Raw genomic sequence first — 22537 nt, forward strand, 5'->3', positions numbered from 1 at the left:
TGCAGGCGGTCAGGCGCCCAGTTCGCGTACCAGCGAGTCGCGGGTGATCTCGCTGATCGACTTGGCGCCGGTCAGCACCATGGCCACGCGCATTTCTTTCTCGAACAGCTCCAGCAGGTTTTTCACGCCGGCCTGACCATGCACGGCCAAGGCGTAGAGGAAGGCGCGGCCGATCAGCACGGTGTCGGCGCCCAGAGCGATCATGCGTACCACGTCGAGTCCGCTGCGGATGCCGGAGTCGGCGAGAATCTTCAGGTCGCCTTTGACCGCGTCGGCAATCGCCGGCAGGGCGCGGGCACTGGATAGTACGCCATCGAGCTGGCGGCCGCCGTGGTTGGACACCACGATACCGTCGGCGCCGAACTTGACCGCATCGCGGGCGTCATCGGCGTCGAGGATGCCTTTGATGATCATCGGGCCGTCCCAGTACTCGCGGATCCACTCCAGGTCTTTCCAGGAGATGGACGGGTCGAAGTTGTTGCCCAGCCAGCCGATGTAATCGGCAAGGCCGGTGGGATTGCCACGGTACTTGGAGATGTTGCCCAGGTCATGCGGGCGGCCCATCACGCCCACGTCCCACGCCCATTCAGGGTGGGTCATGGCCTGCAGCACGCGGCGCAGCGGGCCGTTCTTGCCGCTCATGCCGGAATGGGCGTCGCGGTAGCGGGCGCCGGGTACGGGCATGTCGACGGTGAACACCAAGGTCTTGACCCCGGCGGCCTTGGCTCGCTCCAGCGCGTTGCGCATGAAGCCGCGGTCTTTCAGCACGTACAGCTGGAACCACATCGGCCGGTCGATGGCCGGGGCCACTTCTTCGATCGGGCACACCGACACCGTAGACATGGTGAACGGGATGCCGTGGGCCGCTGCCGCGCGGGCGGCCTGCACTTCGCCACGGCGGGCATACATGCCGGTAAGGCCGACCGGGGCCAGGGCCACGGGCATGCTCAGCGTTTCGTCGAACAGCTTGGTCTCGAGGCTGAGCTCGGACATGTTGTTCAGCACGCGCTGGCGCAGGGCAATGCTGGCCAGGTCCGACACGTTGTGGCGCAGGGTGTGCTCGGCGTAGGCGCCGCCGTCGGCATAGTGGAACAGGAAAGGAGGCAGCTTGCGTTGGGCCGCGGCGCGATAGTCGGTAGAGGCAGAAATGATCATGGATTCTCGCAGCGTTGCTTGTGGGGAGTGCCGGGCGCGCGATGGCGCCCGGCCCCTTTCACTTTAGTGATGAACCAGCATGCCGGTCAGCCAGTAAGCCTGGATCAGGGTGATCAGGCCGACGATGGTGGCGAAGAACAGGCTGTGCTTGACGGTGAAGCGGAACAGGTCGGACTCCTTGCCCACCAGGCCGGTGGCGGCGCAGGCCACGGCGATCGATTGCGGCGAGATCATCTTGCCGGTCACGCCGCCGCTGGTGTTGGCGGCTACCAGCAGGGTGTCGTTGACCCCGATCTGGTGCGCGGTGGTGGCCTGCAGCGAGCTGAACAGGGCGTTGGACGACGTGTCGGAACCTGTCAGGAACACGCCCAGCCAGCCGAGGAACGGCGAGAAGAACGGGAACGCGGCGCCGGTGCCGGCCAGTACCAGGGCCATGGTCGAAGACATGCCCGAGTAGTTGGTGACGAAGGCGAAGGCCAGCACCATGCCGATCGACAGGATAGGCCAGCGCAGCTCCCAGAAGGTCTCTTTGAAAGTGGTCAGACCAGTTTTGAAGTTGATCTTCAGCACCGCCATGGAAATCAGCGCCGAGAGGAAGATCGCGGTGCCAGTGGCGGAGATCGGGTCGAGCTTGAATACCGCAGGCATGGCGGTTGGCGCGGCAACGATCGGTGCGGTCTTGATCACCAGCTGGTCGAGGTGCGGGATGGCGAAGTTGAACACGAAGTTGTACATCGCGCCGCCCGGGGCGAACGCTGCCTTGAACGGCTTCAGGGTCCAGATGGTGACCAGCACGGTGAGGATCAGGAACGGCGACCAGGCCTTGAAGATCTCGCCAAAGCTGTACGGGCTAGGCTGGCTGCCGCTTGGCTGCACAACCGCTGCGCCGACGCTGCCTTTGGCTTCGCTGAACGAACGCTTGGGCTGCCAGACTTTCAGGAACAGGGTCAGGGCGATCAGGCTGGCCAGGGCCGAGGTGATGTCGGGCAGTTCCGGGCCGATGAAGTTCGAGGTGAAGTACTGGGTGACGGCGAAGCTCAGGCCGGCGACCAGGGCGGCAGGCCAGGTTTCTTTCACGCCACGCAGGCCGTCCATCATGAACACCAGCCAGAACGGCACGAACAGCGACAGCAGCGGCAGCTGGCGGCCGGTCATGGCGCCGATGTGGAAGGCGTCGATGCCAGTCACCTGGCCGGCCACGATGATCGGGATGCCCAGGGCGCCAAAGGCTACCGGTGCGGTGTTGGCGATCAGGCACAGGCCGGCGGCGTACAGCGGATTGAAGCCCAGGCCCACCAGCAGCGCGGCAGTGATTGCCACCGGTGCACCAAAGCCCGCCGCACCTTCCAGGAAGGCACCGAAGCAGAAGCCGATCAGCAGCACTTGCAGGCGCTGGTCGTCGGTAATCGACAGCACCGAGCTGCGGATCACTTCGAACTGGCCGCTCTTGACCGTGAGTTTGTACAGGAACACCGCGGCAACGATGATCCAGGCAATTGGCCAGAGGCCATAGAGGAAACCATAACCCGCGGCGGCGAATGCCATGTCGACAGGCATCTGGAAGGCGAAGATGGCCACCAGGATCGACAACGCGAGGGTGATGCTGCCGGCTACGTGGCCTTTAAGGCGGAACACGGCGAGGGCAAGGAAGAAGAACACGATGGGAATGACCGCCGCCAGTGCGGACAGGCCAAGACTACCAAGCGGGCTATAGAGTTGTTGCCAGGTTTGCATATGGGGTGGCCCCTAATTGTTGTTGGTCAGCACTGGCATTGGATAATTGGTAAGACCAATTTACAATGGCTGGACGCTAGGTTAAAAGCGCTGTCGTGGGTGTGTCAATTTGTCCCGTGCAAAACTTTGGTCGCGTGCCGATGAGCGGGCACCTGATGTGCTGGGAAAATCGCGGCTTGATGGGTGTTTGCGCGGCCTGGATCGGCGAGAATAGGCGCCCCCTGAAATTTGCCGGGGGTTTGTGGAGAGCATGTGATGGTTTTTGATCAGGTCCGCCAACGGCGCCTGTCCGACGACATTGTCGATCGTCTGGAAGGGATGATTCTGGAAGGTACGCTGACCTCGGGGCAGCGGCTGCCGGCCGAGCGTGTCCTTGCCGAACAGTTCGGCGTGTCTCGCCCGTCACTGCGTGAGGCAATCCAGAAACTGGTGGCCAAGGGGCTGCTGGTCAGCCGCCAGGGCGGGGGCAATTTTGTTGCCGAGTCGTTGGGGTCCACCTTCAGCGACCCGTTGCTGCAGTTGCTAGAGCACAGTGCCGAAGCCCAGCGTGATTTGCTTGAATTCCGCCACACGCTGGAGGCGTCCTGCGCCTATTACGCTGCCCAGCGTGCCACCGAGCCGGACCGGGCGCGGTTGAAGGCGGCGTTCGATGCACTGCAGGACTGCTATGCCCGGGTCGATGAAGTGACCCGTGCGGAAGAGGGCGCAGCCGATGCAAGCTTTCACCTGGCGATTGCCGAAGCCAGCCACAACGCGGTGTTGCTGCATACCATCCGAGGGCTGTTCGACCTGCTCAAGCGCAACGTGGTGACCAACATTGGTGGCATGTACCAGCAACGCACCGAGACCCGGGACATGCTGATCAGTCAGCACCGGGAGCTGTACCTGGCGATTGTCGAGGGCAGGGCGGAGGATGCGCGAGAGGTGTCCAGCCGGCACATTTTGTATGTGCAGGAGGTGCTGGAAGAGGCGCATGAGGAAGCGCAGCGCGTGGCCCGGGCGGAGCGGCGGAGCGGGCGCTGAGAGCGGTGCTGGATTCTTCGCGGGCTCGCCCGCTCCCACAGGATATGCGCCGGGCCTGAGGCTGGTGCCATCCTTGTGGGAGCGGGCGTGCCCGCGAAGAGGCCAGAACAGGCTGAAGAAAACTTAGTCTTCCTTGCCCTTGTTCCGCACAGCCCGCTGCAGCTCGCGGTTGGAATCGCGTTCGCGCATGGTGTCGCGCTTGTCGAATTCCTTCTTGCCCTTGCCCAGTGCGATTTCGCACTTGATCAGGTGCTTGCTCCAGTACAGCGCCAGAGCTACGCAGGTGTAGCCTTTTTGCGCCACGGCAGCCTCCAGGCGCTCCAGCTCGCGCTTGTTCAGCAGCAGCTTGCGGGTGCGGATGGGGTCGGCGATGACGTGGGTGCTGGCGGTGGTCAGCGGGGTGATGTGGCTGCCGAACAGCCAGGCTTCACCGTCCTTGAGCAGCACGTAGCTGTCAGTCAGGTGTGCCTTGCCGGCGCGCAGGCTTTTTACTTCCCAGCCGGACAGGACCAGCCCGGCCTCGAACTTGTGTTCGATGAAGTAATCGTGTCGCGCTTTCTTGTTTTGCGCGATGGTCCCGGTCGGATGTTTTTTTTGCTTAGCCATAGGGGCGGCATTATAGGCAAGTCCGCGCGTCGTCCGCTATGGGATTTCGGTGTGCTTGAGCCACCGGAATGAATACCGGACAATACAAACCCTGTCATACGCACAGAACCTGTTTTCGGCACGCTGCGAAGCGCCGCCACCCAGCCTTGGAAGTGACGCCTGGATGACTACCCATATTCAACGCTCTGCCCTGCTGCCATACCCCGCCCAGGCGCTCTACGATCTGGTCAACGATGTGGCCAGCTACCCTGAGTTTCTGCCGTGGTGCTCGGCTTCGACGGTAATGGAAGCCAGCGACACGCATATGCGCGCCAGGCTCGAAGTGGCCAAGGGGGGCATGAGCCAGCACTTCGTCACGCGTAACGTGCTGGTACCGGGGCAGTCCATCGAGATGAACCTCGAAGAAGGGCCGTTCACCCAGCTGCATGGTGTGTGGGTGTTCAAGCCGCTCGGTGAAAAGGCCTGCAAGATCAGCCTCGACCTGTCCTTCGACTATGCCGGGCCGATTGTGCGCGCCACGTTGGGCCCGCTGTTCAATCAGGCGGCCAACACCTTGGTTGATGCTTTCTGCCAGCGCGCCAAGCAGCTGAATGCCTGATTAAGCGAGCGAAAATAAAAAGCCCGGAACACGTCCGGGCTTTTTTGTGCCTGCTGGCCCGATTAGCGGGTTTCCAGCGGTGCAGGGGTCGGGACCGGGGTGGTCTCGATGGTGTCGATTTCGCGCTGGATGGACTCTTCGGTCGAGCCAGGCTTGGCTGGTTTTTCCACGGGCTGCACGACTGGCTGTTCGGCCTGGCCAGGCTCGGTGGCCGGGCTGACCGTGGTGTCGCTGCTACCGCCGAGGATTTCCTGGTCGCGGCTGACACCTGGCATGAAGTCGCCAGACAGGCTGACCAGCTGGTCGCTTTCGTTGAAGAACACGCTCATGCGTTCTTGCTGACGTTTACCGCCACCTGGCTGCAGGCTGTACAGGTAGTCCCAACGGTTGGTGTTGAAGGTGTCCTGAATCAGCGGGTTGCCCATGATAAACCTTACTTGCCGTCGGGTCATTCCGGGGCGTAATTGGTCTATCATGTCTTGCGTGACGACATTGCCCTGCTGGATGTCGATTTTGTAAACCCCGGGAAACGAGCAACCGGCGAGTGCGAGCAGTCCCGCGAGGGCGAGGCTGTTTAGCAAGAGCTTGGTGTTTTGCATCGGTGGGCGACTTCCACTATCTTGGCTGGACAACGTAAACCCCGATCATACCCGTATTAAGAGAAGCTGCGAAGCAGCATCGGCGAGAAAGCTGACCATGGTTGAAAATAGCGAATTGCGCAAAGCCGGTCTCAAGGTGACCCTGCCTCGAGTCAAGATCCTTCAGATGCTCGATTCCACCGAGCAGCGTCACATGAGCGCCGAAGATGTCTACAAGGCGCTGATGGAAGCAGGCGAGGACGTAGGCCTGGCCACCGTCTATCGCGTACTGACCCAGTTCGAAGCGGCGGGCCTGGTGGTTCGCCACAACTTCGACGGCGGCCACGCCGTGTTCGAGTTGGCCGATGGTGGTCACCACGACCACATGGTGAACGTGGATACCAGTGAAGTCATCGAGTTCATGGACGCCGAAATCGAGAAGCGCCAGCGCGAAATCGTGGCCGAGCATGGCTACGAGCTGGTGGACCACAATCTGGTCCTGTATGTGCGTAAGAAGAAGTAACGATTTTTTATCGTTATGAATGACAAAGGCGACCCTAGGGTCGCCTTTGTGCTTTTGGAGGGGCCGAACAAGAAGGGGTCAGGCCTTGCCGCTTACGACCATCTTGCGCGCATGCGCCAGGGATTCCTTGGTCAGGTCGATACCGCCCAGCATCCGCGCCACTTCTTCTACCCGCTCACGCTTGCCCAGGCTGGCCACGGCGGTGTGTGTGGTATCGCTGTTGCGCACCTTGTGCACGAACAGGTGGTGATGCCCTTGCGCGGCCACCTGCGGCAGGTGGGTTACAGTCAGTACTTGCCCGCGCTCGCCAAGGCGGCGCAGCAGTTGCCCGACAATTTCGGCGGTAGGGCCGCCGATGCCCACGTCGACTTCGTCGAACACCAGGGTAGGAATGCGTGAGGTCTGCGCGGTGATCACTTGAATCGCCAAGCTGATACGCGACAGTTCGCCACCCGAGGCTACCTTTGCCAGCCCTTTGAGTGGTTGACCGGGGTTGGCGCTGACCAGCAGTTCGATCTGCTCCAAACCGTGAGGCGACAAATCTGCGCCTTCGTTGGGCGTCAGGTCGATGCAGAAACGCCCACCAGGCATGCCCAAGCGTTGGATTTCTTGCTCCACTGCGCCTGCCAGCTGCTGCGCCGCTTGCTGGCGCAGGCCGCTGAGTTCGCGAGCCTTCTCTTTATAGTGCTGGGCGAAGGCGGCAAGCTCTTCGCCCAATCGCTCGATTGACTCGTCGCTGGCGTTCAGGCCTTCGATCTCTTCCATCAACTGCTGCTGCAGATGAGGCAGCTCGGTGGGGTGCACGCGATGTTTGCGCGCCAGCGTATAGATGGTGTCGAGACGTTCTTCCAAGGCTTGCAGGCGCATAGGGTCGGCGTCGAAGTTGTCGAGGAAGCGGTTGAGCTCGCCCACGGCTTCTTCTACCTGGATCTGCGCGCTGGCAATCAGGTTGGCTGCTTCACCCAGGGCTTTGGGTGAGTTGGTGGCCGCACCCAGCCGGTTGAGGCTGGACGTGAGGGCGCTCAGCACGTTGCCCGAATCGCTTTCGCTGCACTGATCGATAACCTGGCGGCAGATGCCGAACAGCGCTTCGGCGCTGGTCAGGTTTTTGTGCTCCTGCTCCAGGTGTTCCAGTTCGTGTTCACCCAGGCCAAGGTTGTCCAGCTCTTCCAGTTGGTAGCTGAGCAACTGGTGGCGGGCGCGCTGCTCATCGCCGGAGTTGGACAGGCGTTCCAGCTCCAGACGCGTCTGGTTCCAGCGCTTGGCCGCCAGTTGCACCTGGCGGGCCAGGTCGACGGCACCCGCGTACTCGTCGAGCAGGCGGCGGTGAGTATCGGTCTTGAGCAGCGACTGGTGTTCGTGCTGGCTGTGGATATCGATCAGCAGTTCGCCCAGCGCCTTGAGGTCGCCGAGCGGGCAGGGCGTGCCGTTGATGTAGCCGCGGCTGCGGCCTTCGGCAGTGATGACCCGGCGCAGGATGCACAGGCCGTCGTTGTCCAGGTCGCGTTCGGCCAGCCAGGCATGGGCCTCGGGAATGTCCACCAGGTCGAAGGTGGCGAGAATGTCCGCCTTGTCGGTGCCGGGGCGCACCACGCCGCTGTCGGCCCGGTCGCCCAGGGCAAGGCCGAGGGCGTCGAGCATGATCGATTTGCCGGCACCGGTCTCGCCGGTGATGACGGACATGCCGCGGGCAATTTCGAGGTCGAGGTGCTCGACGATGGCGTAATTGTGAATGGACAGGTGCACCAGCATGGGGGCGGCTCCCGAAAGTCAGGTCTGGTTATTTATACAGTACTTTTTTCAGGCCTGCCAATGCTCCTTGGCAGATTCTGTTACTGCCCGGAAAACCACCTTGCCCCTTGAAGCTGGTTTTTCCGGCCCCATATAGCCGACATCCAAGGCGAGCCTGGCTCGCAGTCCACAAAATTGCGCAGGAGAGACCCCATGGCTGACGAACAGCTGAACGAAAAAGACCTTAACGTTGAAGAAACCGGTGCAGAAACCACTGCGGACGCCCGTGTTCTGGAACTCGAGGAGCAGCTGGCCGCCGCCAAGGATCAGTCGCTGCGTGTCGCTGCGGAAGCGCAGAACAGCATTCGTCGCGCTGAGCAGGAAGTCGACAAGGCCCGCAAGTTCGCCCTGGAGAAATTCTCCAGCGACCTGCTGCCGGTAATCGATAGCCTGGAGCTGGCCCTGGCACACTCCAGTGCCGAGGATGAGCACGTCAAGCAGATCCGTGAAGGCGTCGAGCTGACCTTGAAGATGTTCCAGGACACCCTCAAGCGCTACAACCTCGAAGTTGTCGATCCGCACGGCCAGCCATTCAATCCTGACCACCATCAGGCCATGGCCATGCAGGAAAACGCTGAGGTAGAGCCAAACAGCGTGCTGAACGTGTTCCAGAAGGGTTATCTGCTGAACGGCCGCCTGCTGCGCCCCGCCATGGTGGTGGTCAGCAAGGCGCCGAGCGCGGCGCAACCCTCGATCAATGAAAAGGCTTGAAATCCATCGGGGCATCCCCATCTAGGTGTCAAGCCTTCAAGTATTACCGCAGTTGGCCAAAGTAGTCGCTGCTACCAAATTCAAGTTTCGGGAGAGTTAACATGGGCAAAATCATCGGTATCGACCTGGGGACCACCAACTCGTGCGTCTCCATTCTGGAAAACGGTAACGTCAAGGTCATCGAAAACGCCGAAGGTGCGCGTACTACCCCTTCGATCGTGGCCTACGCCAACGATGGCGAAATCCTGGTAGGTCAGTCGGCCAAGCGCCAGGCTGTCACCAACCCGCACAACACCCTGTTCGCGGTAAAGCGCCTGATCGGCCGCCGCTTCGAAGAGCAGGTCGTGCAGAAAGACATCCAGCTGGTTCCGTACAAAATCGCCAAGGCCGACAACGGTGACGCCTGGGTTGAAGTGAACGGGCAGAAAATGGCACCGCCGCAAATCAGCGCCGAAGTGCTGAAAAAGATGAAGAAAACCGCCGAAGACTACCTCGGCGAGCCAGTGACCGAAGCGGTCATCACCGTACCGGCCTACTTCAACGACAGCCAGCGTCAGGCCACCAAGGACGCCGGCCGCATCGCGGGCCTGGACGTAAAACGCATCATCAACGAACCGACCGCCGCTGCACTGGCCTACGGCATGGACAAGGCCAAGGGCGACCACACTGTCATCGTTTATGACCTGGGTGGCGGTACCTTCGACGTTTCGGTCATCGAAATCGCCGAAGTCGACGGTGAGCACCAGTTCGAAGTACTGGCTACCAACGGCGACACCTTCCTGGGTGGCGAAGACTTCGACATGCTGCTGATCGACTACCTGGTCGAAGAGTTCAAGAAAGAAACCGGCATGAACCTGAAAGGCGACCCGCTGGCCATGCAGCGCCTGAAAGAAGCCGCTGAAAAGGCCAAGATCGAGCTGTCGTCCGCTCAGTCGACCGACGTCAACCTGCCGTACATCACTGCAGATGCCACCGGTCCTAAGCACCTGAACGTGAAAATCTCCCGCGCCAAGCTGGAGTCGCTGGTTGAAGAGCTGGTGCAGCGCACCATCGAGCCTTGCCGCATCGCCCTGAAAGATGCCGGCATCGACGCCAGCAAGATCGACGACGTGATCCTGGTCGGTGGCCAGACCCGTATGCCGCTGGTACAGAAAACCGTTGCCGACTTCTTCGGTAAAGAAGCTCGCAAGGACGTCAACCCGGATGAAGCTGTGGCCATGGGTGCTGCCATCCAGGGCGCCGTTCTGGCCGGTGACGTGAAAGACGTGCTGCTGCTGGACGTCAGCCCGCTGACTCTGGGTATCGAAACCATGGGTGGCGTGATGACCGCGCTGATCGAGAAGAACACCACCATCCCGACCAAGAAGTCGCAGGTGTTCTCGACTGCCGACGACAACCAGGGCGCCGTGACCATTCACGTGCTGCAAGGCGAGCGTAAGCAGGCTGCGCAGAACAAGTCGCTGGGCAAGTTCGACCTGGCTGACATTCCGCCAGCGCCGCGTGGCGTGCCGCAAATCGAAGTCACCTTCGACATCGACGCCAACGGCATCCTGCACGTTAGCGCCAAAGACAAGGCCACCGGCAAGTCGCAGTCGATCGTGATCAAGGCCAACTCCGGCCTGTCGGACGAAGAAATCGAGCGCATGGTGCGTGATGCCGAGGCCAACGCCGAGGAAGACCGCAAGTTCGAAGAGCTGGCCGCTGCCCGTAACCAGGGTGATGCGCTGGTTCACTCGACCCGCAAGATGGTCGCTGACGCAGGTGACAAGGTTACCGCTGAAGAGAAAACCGCCATCGAGGCTGCCGTTGTTGCCCTGGAAGCCGCTGTCAAAGGCGACGACAAGGCCGCAATCGATGCCAAGGTTGAAGAGCTGTCCAAGGTCTCTGCCCCGGTTGCCCAGAAGATGTACGCCGAGCAGTCGGCTGAGCAGCCTCAAGGTGGCGCGCAGCAGGCCGAGCCGGAAGCCAAGCACGATGACGTGGTTGACGCCGAGTTCGAAGAAGTGAAAGACAACAACAAGCAGTAATCCCTGCATGTTGTCGGCCAGTTCACCGCCGTTTGGCGGTGAGCTGGTAGGATGTCGCCGCGCGGGGGCTTGCTCCCGCGTTGGCGTATCTGGAATTCGAGAATTTTTACAGTATCTGTCAGCGCTCCTGGAGGGGCGGCAGGTGCTGATGGCGCGGCGCAGATGCCAGACGCCCAACAAGGTGCAAATGACCTATGTCCAAGCGTGATTACTATGAGGTTCTGGGTGTCGAGCGCGGCGCCAGCGAAGCTGACCTCAAAAAGGCTTACCGCCGACTGGCGATGAAGTACCACCCGGACCGCAACCCGGGCGATAAAGAGTCGGAAGACAAGTTCAAAGAGGCCAACGAGGCCTACGAAGTACTGTCTGATGCCAGCAAGCGTGCGGCGTTCGACCAGTACGGCCATGCCGGCGTAGACCCAAGCATGGGTGGTGGCGGTGCTGGTTTCGGCGGCGCCAACTTCTCCGACATCTTCGGCGATGTATTCAGCGACTTCTTCGGTGGTGGCCGTGGTGGTGGTCGTGGCGGTGCCCAGCGTGGCAGCGACCTGCGCTACACCCTGGAGCTGAACCTGGAAGAAGCGGTGCGTGGTACCACCGTCAGTATCCGCGTACCTACCCTGGTCAACTGCCAGCCTTGCGATGGTTCCGGCGCCAAGAAGGGCTCGACTCCATCGACTTGCCCGACTTGCGGTGGCATCGGCCAGGTGCGCATGCAGCAAGGTTTCTTCTCGGTACAACAGACCTGCCCGCGCTGCCATGGCCAGGGCAAGATCATCACCGATCCATGCACTTCGTGCCACGGCGAAGGCCGGGTCGAGGAATACAAGACGCTGTCGGTCAAAGTGCCGGCGGGCGTCGATACGGGCGACCGCATCCGCCTGTCCGGCGAGGGCGAGGCGGGTACCCATGGTGGCCCGACCGGCGACCTGTATGTGGTGATCAGCGTGCGTGAGCACGAGATCTTCCAGCGTGATGGCAAGCACCTGTATTGCGAAGTGCCGATCAGCTACACCGATGCTGCCCTGGGTGGCGAGCTGGAAGTGCCGACCCTGGATGGCCGCGTGAAGCTGAAAATTCCGGAAGGTACCCAGACCGGCAAGCAGTTCCGCCTGCGTGGCAAGGGTGTGGCGCCGGTGCGTGGCGGTGGTGCGGGTGACCTGCTGTGCCGTGTGGCGGTGGAAACCCCGGTCAACCTCAGCCGTCGCCAGCGCGAGCTGCTGGAAGAACTGCGTGACTCGCTGGAAGGCGACAGCTCCCACTCGCCCAAGGCCAGTGGCTGGTTCGATGGCGTGAAGCGCTTCTTCGGCGATCTCTGACAAGGAACAAGCTATGCGACGTATTGCGGTAATGGGCGCGGCAGGGCGCATGGGCAAGGTGCTGATCGAGGCTGTCCAGCAGCAGGCACCCAAGGCTGGCCTGACGGCCGCCATCCATCGCCCTGACAGCACGCTGGTAGGTGCTGATGCGGGTGAGCTGGCAGGTTTGGGGCGTATTGGTGTGCCGATCTCCGACGACCTGGCCAAGGTGGTTGACGAGTTCGACGTGCTGATCGACTTCACCCATCCGTCGGTTACCCTGAAGAACCTGGCGTTCTGCCGCAAGGCGGGTAAGGCCATGGTGATTGGTACCACCGGTTTCACTGCAGAAGAGAAAGCGCTGCTGTTGGAAGCGGGCAAGGAAATCCCGATCGTGTTCGCGGCCAACTTCAGCGTTGGCGTCAACCTGTGCCTGAAGCTGCTGGATACCGCGGCGCGTGTGCTGGGTGATGATGTGGACATCGAGATTCTCGAAGCGCACCACCGGCACAAGGTTGATGCCCCGTCGGGCACTGCGCTGCGCATGGGTGAAGTGGTTGCCCAGGCGCTGGGTCGTGACCTGAGGGAAGTGGCCGTGTATGGCCGTGAAGGGCAGACCGGTGCGCGTGAGCGCCAGACCATCGGCTTTGCCACGGTGCGTGCCGGTGATGTGGTGGGTGACCATACCGTGCTGTTCGCCGCTGAAGGTGAGCGCGTGGAGATTACCCACAAGGCCTCCAGCCGCATGACCTTTGCCAAGGGTGCCGTGCGTGCGGCGCTGTGGCTGGATGGGCGTGAGCCTGCGCTGTATGACATGCAGGATGTGCTTGAGCTGCATTAAGCCGTTCGAGCGGCGGTTTCTTCGCGGGCTTGCTCGCGGAGAAACCGCCGCCGATGTCAGCCTGTCGCAATCTTGTGTTTTAGAGGCACATCCGCGGTAGACCCAAAACGCACTTTTCTGTAAGCTACAGCTTTAGTGTGTCCACTAAAAGCGCGCAGCGAATTGAATTCAGCACATGAAAGCGGGGTGACGTGTCCATACGTCACTCCGCTTTTTTGCAACCTGCGATCGCCCTTTCATGCTTGATTTACGGGAGGTCTTCTTGACAAAGCCAGCCATACTCGCCCTTGCCGACGGCAGTATTTTCCGCGGTGAAGCTATCGGTGCCGACGGTCAGACCGTTGGTGAGGTGGTATTCAACACCGCTATGACCGGCTACCAGGAAATCCTTACAGACCCTTCCTACGCGCAGCAAATCGTTACCCTGACCTACCCGCACATCGGCAACACCGGCACCACGCCGGAAGATGCCGAGTCGAACCGTGTCTGGTCCGCTGGCCTGGTCATCCGTGACCTGCCGCTGCTGGCCAGCAACTGGCGTAACACCCAGTCGCTGCCTGAGTACCTCAAGGCCAACAACGTCGTTGCCATCGCCGGCATCGACACCCGTCGCCTGACCCGAATCCTGCGTGAAAAGGGCGCCCAGAACGGTTGCATCCTCGCCGGTGACAACATCAGCGAAGAAGCCGCCATCGCCGCCGCCCGCGGCTTCCCGGGCCTGAAGGGCATGGACCTGGCCAAGGTCGTTTCCACCAAGGAACGCTACGAGTGGCGCTCCAGCGTGTGGGAGCTGAAAACCGACAGCCACCCGACCATCGACGCGGCCGACCTGCCGTACCACGTGGTTGCCTTCGACTACGGCGTCAAGCTGAACATCCTGCGCATGCTGGTGGCCCGTGGCTGCCGCGTGACCGTGGTACCAGCCCAGACCCCGGCCAGCGAAGTGCTGGCACTCAACCCGGACGGCGTGTTCCTGTCCAACGGCCCTGGTGACCCTGAGCCGTGCGACTACGCGATCCAGGCGATCAAGGAAATCCTCGAAACCGAGATCCCGGTATTCGGCATCTGCCTCGGCCACCAGTTGCTGGCCCTGGCTTCCGGCGCCAAGACCGTGAAAATGGGCCACGGTCACCACGGTGCCAACCACCCGGTCCAGGACCTGGACACCGGCGTGGTCATGATCACCAGCCAGAACCACGGCTTTGCCGTTGACGAGGCCACCCTGCCGGGCAACGTCCGCGCCATTCACAAGTCGCTGTTCGACGGCACCCTGCAGGGTATCGAGCGCACCGACAAGAGCGCGTTCAGCTTCCAGGGCCACCCTGAAGCGAGCCCAGGCCCGACCGACGTCGCGCCACTGTTCGATCGTTTCACCGATGCCATGGCCAAGCGCCGCTGAGCATCCTGCTTCAAGGCCCCGGGCCGGCTTGCGCCGCGCCCGGAAGCGCCTGACCCAGATTGTTCAAAGCGGCTTGCCGACTGACCCCGGATTTGAGTGACAACCATGCCAAAACGTACAGACATCAAAAGCATCCTGATTCTCGGCGCTGGCCCGATCGTGATCGGCCAGGCCTGCGAATTCGACTACTCCGGCGCCCAGGCTTGTAAAGCCCTGCGCGAGGAAGGTTTCCGCGTCATCCTGGTGAACTCCAACCCAGCCACCATCATGACCGACCCGGCCATGGCCGACGCCACCTACATCGAGCCGATCAAATGGCAGTCGGTGGCCAAGATCATCGAGAAAGAGCGCCCGGACGCCGTCCTGCCGACCATGGGTGGCCAGACCGCACTGAACTGCGCCCTGGACCTGGAGCGCCACGGCGTTCTGGAGAAGTTCGGCGTAGAGATGATCGGTGCCAACGCCGACACCATCGACAAAGCCGAAGACCGTTCGCGCTTCGACAAGGCCATGAAGGACATCGGCCTGGAGTGCCCGCGCTCCGGTATCGCTCACAGCATGGAAGAGGCCAACGCGGTCCTCGAGAAGCTGGGCTTCCCATGCATCATCCGCCCATCGTTCACCATGGGCGGCACTGGCGGTGGTATCGCCTACAACCGTGAAGAATTCGAAGAAATCTGCACCCGTGGTCTGGACCTGTCGCCGACCAAAGAGCTGCTGATCGACGAATCGCTGATCGGCTGGAAAGAGTACGAGATGGAAGTGGTCCGCGACAAAAAGGACAACTGCATCATCGTCTGCTCGATCGAGAACTTCGACCCGATGGGCGTGCACACCGGTGACTCGATCACCGTTGCTCCGGCACAGACCCTGACCGACAAGGAATACCAGATCATGCGCAACGCCTCGCTGGCGGTGCTGCGTGAAATCGGTGTTGAAACCGGCGGTTCCAACGTGCAGTTCGGTATCTGCCCGAACACCGGCCGCATGGTCGTGATCGAGATGAACCCGCGCGTGTCGCGTTCCTCGGCACTGGCCTCCAAGGCTACCGGCTTCCCGATCGCCAAGATCGCTGCCAAGCTGGCCATTGGTTACACCCTCGACGAACTGCAGAACGACATCACCGGCGGCCGCACCCCGGCGTCCTTCGAGCCGTCGATCGACTACGTCGTCACCAAGCTGCCACGCTTCGCCTTCGAGAAATTCCCGAAAGCCGACGCCCGTCTGACCACCCAGATGAAATCCGTGGGTGAAGTCATGGCCATCGGCCGTACCTTCCAGGAATCCCTGCAGAAAGCCCTGCGCGGCCTGGAAGTCGGTGCCTGCGGCCTCGACCCGAAAGTCGATCTGGCCAGCCCGGAGGCTGTCAGCATCCTCAAGCGCGAGCTGACTGTGCCGGGTGCCGAGCGTATCTGGTACGTGGCTGACGCCATGCGTTCCGGCATGACCATCGAGGAAATCTTCGAGCTGACCGGCATCGACCTGTGGTTCCTGGTGCAGATGGAAGACCTGATCAAGGAAGAAGAGAAGGTCAAGACCTTGGCCCTGTCGGCGATCGACAAGGACTACATGCTGCGCCTCAAGCGCAAGGGCTTCTCGGACCAGCGTCTGGCCAAGCTGCTGGGCATCACCGACAAGAACCTGCGCCGTCACCGCCACAAGCTGGAAGTGTTCCCGGTGTACAAGCGCGTCGACACCTGCGCCGCCGAGTTCGCCACCGACACCGCCTACCTGTACTCCACCTACGAGGAAGAGTGCGAGGCCAACCCGTCGACCCGCGACAAGATCATGATCCTGGGCGGTGGCCCGAACCGTATCGGTCAAGGTATCGAGTTCGACTACTGCTGCGTACACGCCGCACTGGCGCTGCGTGAAGACGGTTACGAGACCATCATGGTCAACTGCAACCCGGAAACCGTCTCCACCGACTACGACACCTCCGACCGCCTGTACTTCGAGCCGCTGACCCTGGAAGACGTGCTGGAAGTTTGCCGCGTCGAGAAGCCGAAAGGCGTGATCGTGCACTACGGCGGCCAGACTCCGCTGAAACTGGCCCGTGCCCTGGAAGAAGCCGGCGTACCGATCATCGGTACCAGCCCGGACGCCATCGACCGCGCCGAAGACCGTGAGCGCTTCCAGCAGATGGTTCAGCGCCTGAACCTGCTGCAGCCGCCAAACGCCACCGTACGCAGCGAAGAAGAAGCCATCAGCGCTGCTGGTGGTATCGGTTACCCGCTGGTGGTGCGCCCGTCGTACGTACTGGGTGGCCGCGCCATGGAAATCGTCTACGAACTGGACGAGCTCAAGCGCTACCTGCGTGAAGCCGTACAGGTTTCCAACGACAGCCCGGTACTGCTCGACCACTTCCTCAACTGCGCCATCGAGATGGACGTGGACGCCGTGTGCGACGGTACCGATGTGGTGATCGGCGCAATCATGCAGCACATCGAGCAGGCTGGTGTTCACTCGGGTGACTCGGCGTGCTCGCTGCCACCTTACTCGCTGAGCAAGGAAGTGCAGGACGAAGTTCGCGTACAGGTCAAGAAAATGGCCCTGGAGCTGGGCGTCGTCGGCCTGATGAACGTGCAGCTGGCCCTGCAGGGCGACAAGATCTACGTGATCGAAGTCAACCCGCGCGCCTCGCGTACCGTGCCGTTCGTGTCCAAGTGCATCGGCACTTCCCTGGCCATGATCGCCGCCCGCGTCATGGCTGGCAAAACCCTGAAAGAGCTGGGCTTCACCCAGGAAATCATCCCGAACTTCTACAGCGTCAAGGAAGCCGTCTTCCCGTTCGCCAAGTTCCCGGGGGTTGACCCGATCCTCGGCCCTGAGATGAAATCGACCGGTGAAGTCATGGGCGTGGGTGACAGCTTCGGTGAAGCCTTCGCCAAGGCCCAGATGGGTGCCAGCGAAGTGCTGCCGACCGGCGGTACCGCGTTCATCAGCGTGCGTGACGACGACAAGCCACAAGTGGCTGGCGTTGCCCGCGACCTGATCGCCCTGGGCTTCGAAGTGGTTGCAACTGCTGGCACCGCCAAGGTTATCGAAGCGGCTGGCCTGAAAGTACGCCGTGTGAACAAGGTGACCGAAGGTCGCCCGCACGTGGTCGACATGATCAAGAACGACGAAGTGTCGCTGATCATCAACACCACCGAAGGCCGCCAGTCGATCGCCGATTCCTACTCGATTCGTCGCAATGCGCTGCAGCACAAGATTTACTGCACCACCACCATTGCGGCCGGTGAAGCCATCTGCGAAGCGCTGAAGTTTGGTCCGGAAAAGACCGTTCGTCGCTTGCAAGATCTGCATGCAGGACTGAAAGCATGAGCATTACCAAGTACCCGATGACCGTCCAGGGCGCTCGCGCCCTGGAAGAGGAGCACCTGTTCCTGAGCAAGACCGAGCGCCCGCGCCTGAGCCAGGCAATCGGCGAAGCGCGCGAACTGGGTGACCTCAAGGAAAACGCCGAATACCATGCAGCCCGCGAAGAGCAGGGCATGGTCGAGGCGCGTATCCGCGATATCGAAGGCCGCCTGCAGAACTCGGTCGTGATCGATGTGACCACGATCCCTCACACCGGCAAGGTGATTTTCGGTACCACCGTGGTACTGGCCAACACCGAAACCGATGAAGAGGTGACCTACCAGATCGTCGGCGAGGATGAAGCCGACGTGAAACAGGGCAAGCTCTCGAGCGGTGCGCCGATTGCCCGTGCCATCATCGGCAAGGAAGAAGGTGATACTGTCGTCGTCAAGACGCCTAGCGGCACGGTCGAGTACGAGATTGTCGAAGTCAAGCACATCTGACCGGCGCCTGCGGGCGCCATCCCTCGAGGGGATCCTCTGGCAACTGGCCCAGGTTTTCTGGGTCGGTGGCCTGTGGGTGTTTCATGTAGGGCTGGTGCCTGCGCTCAAGGTCAGTGGCCTGGCGCCGCTGCTGGTGCAGGATATCGCCGGGCAGATCGACCGCTGGTTGATCGGTGTGGCGTTGCTTGGCTTGTTGACCCAGCTGGCAGTGCTGGCAAGGGTGGACGGCCTGGCGGCCTGGTGGCGGCAGTTCCGTGGCCAGATGCTGTTGCTCGGCTTCGGCGCCTGCGTGGGGTACTACACCTTGCGCTACGGTATTTCCGTGGGCGAGCGCTGGCAGATGTTCTGCTTCCTGGTACTGGGCTTTTCCGGCATCGTGCTGGTGGCCCAGCCGGTGCCGGTCAGGGCGCGTTCGCCGCGCCACTGACCGGAGCCACCGTTACTTGTAGCGGTGGATGTTGGACAGCTGCTTGTTCGGCTGTGGATTCTTGCGGTAGATCAGGGCTTTCTTGCCAATGGTCTGCACCAGCTCGGCACGGCCAGCCTTGCACAGCTCGGCTGTGGTTTCGGCGCGTTCTTCGCGGTCTTCCGAGCGAATCTCGACCTTGATCAGTTCATGGTCGACCAGCGCGCGTTCCAGTTCGGCGATGACGCCTTCATTCAAACCGTTGCCAGCAACGATCAGGACCGGCTTCAGGTCATGACCAATGGACTTGTATTGCTTCTTCTGCTCGTTATTGAGCGGCATAATCTGACCCTTTCCGTCTGATTCTGTAAAATTGACGGGCATTTTACCCGAGGGCCACCGGCTCCGCCCAGTCAATCACGACGCATATCATCGAGGTGCCCCGTGGTACAACGTTCCAAAAGCAGCGCAAACTGGCTGCGAGAGCATTTCAACGATCCTTTTGTGAAACAGGCGCAGAAGGATGGCTACCGCTCGCGTGCGAGCTACAAACTGCTTGAGATCCAGGAAAAGGACCGGCTGATCCGTCCAGGCATGAGCGTAATCGACCTCGGTGCGGCCCCGGGGGGCTGGTCGCAGGTGACCAGTCGTCTGATTGGTGGCCAGGGCAGGCTGATCGCGTCCGACATCCTGGAAATGGACTCGATCGCCGACGTGACCTTCATCCAGGGCGATTTCACCCACGACGAAGTCCTGCAGCGCATTCTCGAAGCGGTCGGTGATTCGCACGTAGACCTTGTGATTTCCGACATGGCCCCCAATATGAGTGGTACGCCTGCGGTGGACATACCGCGCGCCATGTTCCTCTGCGAGCTGGCCCTCGATCTGGCAACCCGCGTGCTCAAGCCCGGCGGCGACTTCCTGATCAAGATTTTCCAGGGCGAAGGTTTTGACGTGTACCTGAAGGACGTGCGCAGCAAGTTCGACAAGGTGCAGATGCGCAAGCCGTCGTCGTCGCGGGACCGTTCCCGTGAGCAGTACCTGTTGGGCAGGGGCTTCAAAGGGGCGTGAAAGGTGTGAAGCGGGGTGGCCGATAGTTAATTCCAATCGGCCACTGCGTCAGGATTGTCCGAACTTCGTGTAGTCTAGCTTTCACAAAGGGTTACAGACGGTGCCTGCGGCTGCGTGGGTAATGTAGTAAGTTAGGGCGATGAATATCATGCGAGGCACGGCTGCGTCGTGCGCCGGCCTCAGAGGGTAGCGAATTGAACGACATGGCAAAGAATCTGATCCTGTGGTTGATCATCGCAGCTGTCCTGGTGACAGTGATGAACAACTTCTCCAGCCCTAACGAGCCGCAGACCCTCAACTACTCCGACTTCATCCAGCAGGTCAAGGATGGCAAGGTCGAGCGTGTGACCGTCGACGGCTACATCATTACCGGCAAGCGCGCCGACGGCGACAACTTCAAGACCGTGCGCCCGGCCATTACCGACAATGGCCTGATCGGTGACCTGGTCGATAACCATGTCATCATCGAAGGCAAGCAGCCTGAGCAGCAGAGCATCTGGACGCAACTGCTGGTGGCGAGCTTCCCGATCCTGGTCATCATTGCCGTGTTCATGTTCTTCATGCGCCAGATGCAAGGCGGTGCGGGCGGCAAGGGCGGGCCGATGAGCTTTGGCAAGAGCAAGGCGCGCCTGCTGTCCGAAGACCAGGTCAAGACCACGCTGGCCGATGTTGCCGGCTGCGACGAGGCCAAGGAAGAGGTTGGCGAGCTGGTCGAGTTCCTGCGTGATCCGGGCAAATTCCAGCGTCTGGGCGGCCGCATTCCGCGCGGTGTGCTGATGGTTGGTCCGCCAGGTACCGGTAAGACCCTGCTGGCCAAGGCAATTGCCGGCGAAGCGAAAGTACCGTTCTTCACCATTTCCGGTTCGGACTTCGTGGAAATGTTCGTAGGTGTCGGTGCCAGCCGTGTGCGCGACATGTTCGAACAGGCCAAGAAGCACGCTCCATGCATCATCTTCATCGACGAGATCGACGCTGTGGGTCGCCACCGTGGCGCCGGCATGGGCGGCGGTCACGACGAGCGTGAACAAACCCTCAACCAGTTGCTGGTAGAGATGGACGGCTTCGAGATGAACGATGGCATCATCGTCATCGCTGCTACCAACCGACCGGACGTACTCGACCCGGCGCTGCTTCGTCCTGGCCGTTTCGACCGCCAGGTGGTGGTAGGCCTGCCAGACATCCGCGGTCGCGAACAGATCCTCAAGGTGCACATGCGCAAAGTGCCGGTCGGCGAAAACGTCAACCCGGCGGTCATTGCCCGTGGTACCCCTGGCTTCTCCGGTGCCGACCTGGCCAACCTGGTCAACGAGGCCTCGCTGTTTGCCGCACGCTCCAACAAGCGCCTGGTCGAAATGAAAGAGTTCGAGCTGGCCAAGGACAAGATCATGATGGGCGCCGAGCGCAAAACCATGGTCATGTCCGAGAAAGAAAAGCGCAACACTGCCTACCATGAGGCTGGCCACGCCATTGTTGGTCGCCTGGTGCCTGAGCACGACCCGGTCTACAAGGTTTCCATCATTCCGCGCGGTCGCGCCCTGGGTGTGACCATGTTCCTGCCGGAAGAAGACCGCTACAGCCTGTCCAAGCGTGCGCTGATCAGCCAGATCTGCTCGCTGTACGGTGGCCGTATCGCCGAAGAAATGACCCTGGGCTTCGATGGCGTCACTACCGGTGCGTCCAACGACATCATGCGTGCCAGCCAGATCGCGCGGAACATGGTCACCAAATGGGGCCTGTCCGAGAAACTCGGGCCGCTGATGTACGCAGAAGAAGAGGGTGAGGTGTTCCTCGGTCGTAGCGCCGGCAGCCAGCACGCCAGTGTTTCTGGCGAGACTGCCAAGCTGATCGACTCCGAGGTGCGCAGCATCATCGATCAGTGCTACGCCACGGCCAAGCAATTGCTGATCGACAACCGCGACAAGCTCGAAGCGATGACCGAAGCGCTGATGAAGTATGAGACCATTGATGCCGATCAGATCGACGACATCATGGCTGGGCGTACGCCGCGCGAACCGCGTGACTGGGACGATGACAAGGATTCGGGTACGCCTGCGGCCCAGAATGACCGTCCGGAATCGCCAATCGGCGGCCCAGCAGCTCAACACTAAGGGCATCTATGAGCTCAGCGCAGTACCCGACCCGGTTGCCTTGCGGCAACCGGGTTCTTGATTTGTCGCGTACCCATGTCATGGGTATTCTCAATATCACCCCCGATTCCTTTTCCGATGGCGGACGCTTCAGTCAGCGCGACGAGGCTCTGCGCCATGCCGAGGCAATGGTCGCCGCCGGCGCCACGCTGATCGACATCGGTGGCGAGTCCACGCGCCCTGGTGCGCGGGCGGTATCGGTAACCGAGGAGCTGGAGCGTGTCGCGCCGATGGTCGAGGCAATCAACAGCCGCCTCGATGTGGTCATCTCGGTCGATACCTCTACACCGGCCGTCATCCGTGAATCGGCCCGTCTCGGTGCCGGGCTCATCAATGACGTGCGCGCCCTGGAGCGCGATGGCGCTCTGGACGCTGCGGCAGATACCGGCCTGCCGGTGTGCCTCATGCACATGCGTGGCGAGCCGGGTAACATGCAGGACGACCCGCATTACGATGATGTGACCGCTGACGTTACGCGTTATCTTGAGCAGCGGATGGCCGCCTGTGCGGCGGCGGGCATCGACGCAAACAGAATCATCCTTGACCCGGGCTTTGGTTTCGCCAAGACACTGGCGCACAACCTGAGCCTGTTCAAGCACATGGAAGCGCTCTATCGCCTTGGGCGCCCGCTGCTGGTGGGCGTTTCACGAAAGAGCATGATCGGCCTGACGCTGGAACGTCCGGTCGGCGAGCGGTTGTACGGCAGCCTTGCGCTGGCGGCGTTGGCCATGACCAAGGGGGCGAGCATCCTTCGTGTCCATGACGTGGCTGAAACTGTCGATGTGGTGCGCATGATTGCTGCGGTACAAAACGCCGAATAAGA

General features: G+C 61.4%; 20 protein-coding genes. 14 read left to right on the plus strand and 6 right to left on the minus strand.

The window, feature by feature from the left end:
* Positions 1 to 9: 9 nt before the first annotated feature.
* Together lldD and N436_RS26735 are read right to left on the minus strand one after the other, a co-directional pair.
* The gene (gene lldD, locus N436_RS26730; RefSeq protein ID WP_016712100.1) at positions 10 to 1155 is read right to left on the minus strand and encodes an FMN-dependent L-lactate dehydrogenase LldD; all 1146 of its coding nucleotides are present in this window, start codon (positions 1153 to 1155) and stop codon (positions 10 to 12) included.
* Between the two features lie 63 nt (positions 1156 to 1218).
* Positions 1219 to 2889, minus strand: coding sequence for a lactate permease LctP family transporter (locus N436_RS26735; RefSeq protein WP_019098165.1), 1671 nt, complete (start codon positions 2887 to 2889; stop codon positions 1219 to 1221).
* 255 nt (positions 2890 to 3144) lie between these two features.
* On the opposite strand from N436_RS26735, the gene N436_RS26740 reads away from it, so the two are divergent.
* A complete protein-coding gene (locus tag N436_RS26740) occupies positions 3145 to 3912 on the plus strand; it encodes an FCD domain-containing protein (protein ID WP_019098164.1) in 768 nt (255 codons plus the stop codon).
* A gap of 123 nt (positions 3913 to 4035) precedes the next feature.
* Here N436_RS26740 and smpB read toward each other — a convergent pair whose 3' ends face one another.
* Positions 4036 to 4518, minus strand: a complete 483-nt coding sequence (smpB, locus tag N436_RS26750; RefSeq protein WP_012274261.1) for an SsrA-binding protein SmpB — start codon at positions 4516 to 4518, stop codon at positions 4036 to 4038.
* A gap of 163 nt (positions 4519 to 4681) precedes the next feature.
* On the opposite strand from smpB, the gene N436_RS26755 reads away from it, so the two are divergent.
* Positions 4682 to 5116, plus strand: a complete 435-nt coding sequence (locus N436_RS26755) for a type II toxin-antitoxin system RatA family toxin (protein WP_105948696.1) — start codon at positions 4682 to 4684, stop codon at positions 5114 to 5116.
* Positions 5117 to 5178: 62 nt separating this feature from the next.
* Here N436_RS26755 and N436_RS26760 read toward each other — a convergent pair whose 3' ends face one another.
* The gene (locus tag N436_RS26760; protein ID WP_110742382.1) at positions 5179 to 5715 is read right to left on the minus strand and encodes an outer membrane protein assembly factor BamE; all 537 of its coding nucleotides are present in this window, start codon (positions 5713 to 5715) and stop codon (positions 5179 to 5181) included.
* A 97-nt stretch (positions 5716 to 5812) separates the two neighbouring features.
* Here N436_RS26760 and fur point away from each other — a divergent pair, with 97 nt between their 5' ends.
* Positions 5813 to 6217 (plus strand): ferric iron uptake transcriptional regulator, encoded by a 405-nt coding sequence (fur, locus tag N436_RS26765; protein WP_012274258.1) that lies wholly within the window; start codon positions 5813 to 5815, stop codon positions 6215 to 6217.
* 78 nt (positions 6218 to 6295) lie between these two features.
* Here the strand turns inward: fur and recN are convergent, their stop codons facing one another.
* A complete protein-coding gene (gene recN / locus N436_RS26770) occupies positions 6296 to 7969 on the minus strand; it encodes a DNA repair protein RecN (RefSeq protein ID WP_110742383.1) in 1674 nt (557 codons plus the stop codon).
* Between the two features lie 192 nt (positions 7970 to 8161).
* Between recN and grpE the strand changes: the two genes are divergently transcribed.
* From grpE to N436_RS26810, 8 genes are all read left to right on the plus strand, one after another.
* Entirely contained in the window at positions 8162 to 8719 is a 558-nt protein-coding gene (grpE, locus tag N436_RS26775; protein ID WP_060498451.1) for a nucleotide exchange factor GrpE, read from the plus strand.
* A 101-nt stretch (positions 8720 to 8820) separates the two neighbouring features.
* Complete coding sequence (gene dnaK, locus N436_RS26780) at positions 8821 to 10746, plus strand: molecular chaperone DnaK (protein ID WP_105948694.1); 1926 nt, start codon at positions 8821 to 8823, stop codon at positions 10744 to 10746.
* Positions 10747 to 10940: 194 nt separating this feature from the next.
* Entirely contained in the window at positions 10941 to 12065 is a 1125-nt protein-coding gene (dnaJ, locus tag N436_RS26785; protein ID WP_012274254.1) for a molecular chaperone DnaJ, read from the plus strand.
* 13 nt (positions 12066 to 12078) lie between these two features.
* Positions 12079 to 12885 carry a 4-hydroxy-tetrahydrodipicolinate reductase gene (gene dapB, locus N436_RS26790; RefSeq protein ID WP_105948693.1) on the plus strand — a complete coding sequence of 269 codons (807 nt, stop codon included), beginning with the start codon at positions 12079 to 12081 and terminating at the stop codon, positions 12883 to 12885.
* Between the two features lie 262 nt (positions 12886 to 13147).
* Positions 13148 to 14284, plus strand: a complete 1137-nt coding sequence (gene carA / locus N436_RS26795; RefSeq protein WP_003249935.1) for a glutamine-hydrolyzing carbamoyl-phosphate synthase small subunit — start codon at positions 13148 to 13150, stop codon at positions 14282 to 14284.
* A gap of 105 nt (positions 14285 to 14389) precedes the next feature.
* Positions 14390 to 17611, plus strand: a complete 3222-nt coding sequence (gene carB / locus N436_RS26800; RefSeq protein WP_105948692.1) for a carbamoyl-phosphate synthase large subunit — start codon at positions 14390 to 14392, stop codon at positions 17609 to 17611.
* Between the two features lie 2 nt (positions 17612 to 17613).
* Complete coding sequence (gene greA, locus N436_RS26805; protein ID WP_024717413.1) at positions 17614 to 18090, plus strand: transcription elongation factor GreA; 477 nt, start codon at positions 17614 to 17616, stop codon at positions 18088 to 18090.
* A complete protein-coding gene (locus N436_RS26810; RefSeq protein ID WP_012053750.1) occupies positions 18068 to 18517 on the plus strand; it encodes a hypothetical protein in 450 nt (149 codons plus the stop codon). Before greA ends, N436_RS26810 begins: the two co-directional genes overlap by 23 nt.
* Before the next feature lie 12 nt (positions 18518 to 18529).
* On the opposite strand, the gene yhbY is transcribed toward N436_RS26810, so the two are convergent.
* Complete coding sequence (gene yhbY, locus N436_RS26815; RefSeq protein ID WP_110742384.1) at positions 18530 to 18838, minus strand: ribosome assembly RNA-binding protein YhbY; 309 nt, start codon at positions 18836 to 18838, stop codon at positions 18530 to 18532.
* 102 nt (positions 18839 to 18940) lie between these two features.
* Here yhbY and rlmE point away from each other — a divergent pair, with 102 nt between their 5' ends.
* The 3 genes from rlmE to folP all read left to right on the plus strand — a co-directional run bounded on the left by rlmE (position 18941) and on the right by folP (position 22535).
* Positions 18941 to 19567, plus strand: a complete 627-nt coding sequence (gene rlmE, locus N436_RS26820) for a 23S rRNA (uridine(2552)-2'-O)-methyltransferase RlmE (protein ID WP_012274251.1) — start codon at positions 18941 to 18943, stop codon at positions 19565 to 19567.
* A 203-nt stretch (positions 19568 to 19770) separates the two neighbouring features.
* Entirely contained in the window at positions 19771 to 21675 is a 1905-nt protein-coding gene (ftsH, locus tag N436_RS26825) for an ATP-dependent zinc metalloprotease FtsH (protein ID WP_105948691.1), read from the plus strand.
* A gap of 8 nt (positions 21676 to 21683) precedes the next feature.
* The gene (folP, locus tag N436_RS26830) at positions 21684 to 22535 is read left to right on the plus strand and encodes a dihydropteroate synthase (RefSeq protein ID WP_105948690.1); all 852 of its coding nucleotides are present in this window, start codon (positions 21684 to 21686) and stop codon (positions 22533 to 22535) included.
* Positions 22536 to 22537: the final 2 nt, after the last annotated feature.

The organism is Pseudomonas sp. RV120224-01b (genome assembly GCF_003208145.1).
GTDB lineage: Bacteria > Pseudomonadota > Gammaproteobacteria > Pseudomonadales > Pseudomonadaceae > Aquipseudomonas > Aquipseudomonas monteilii.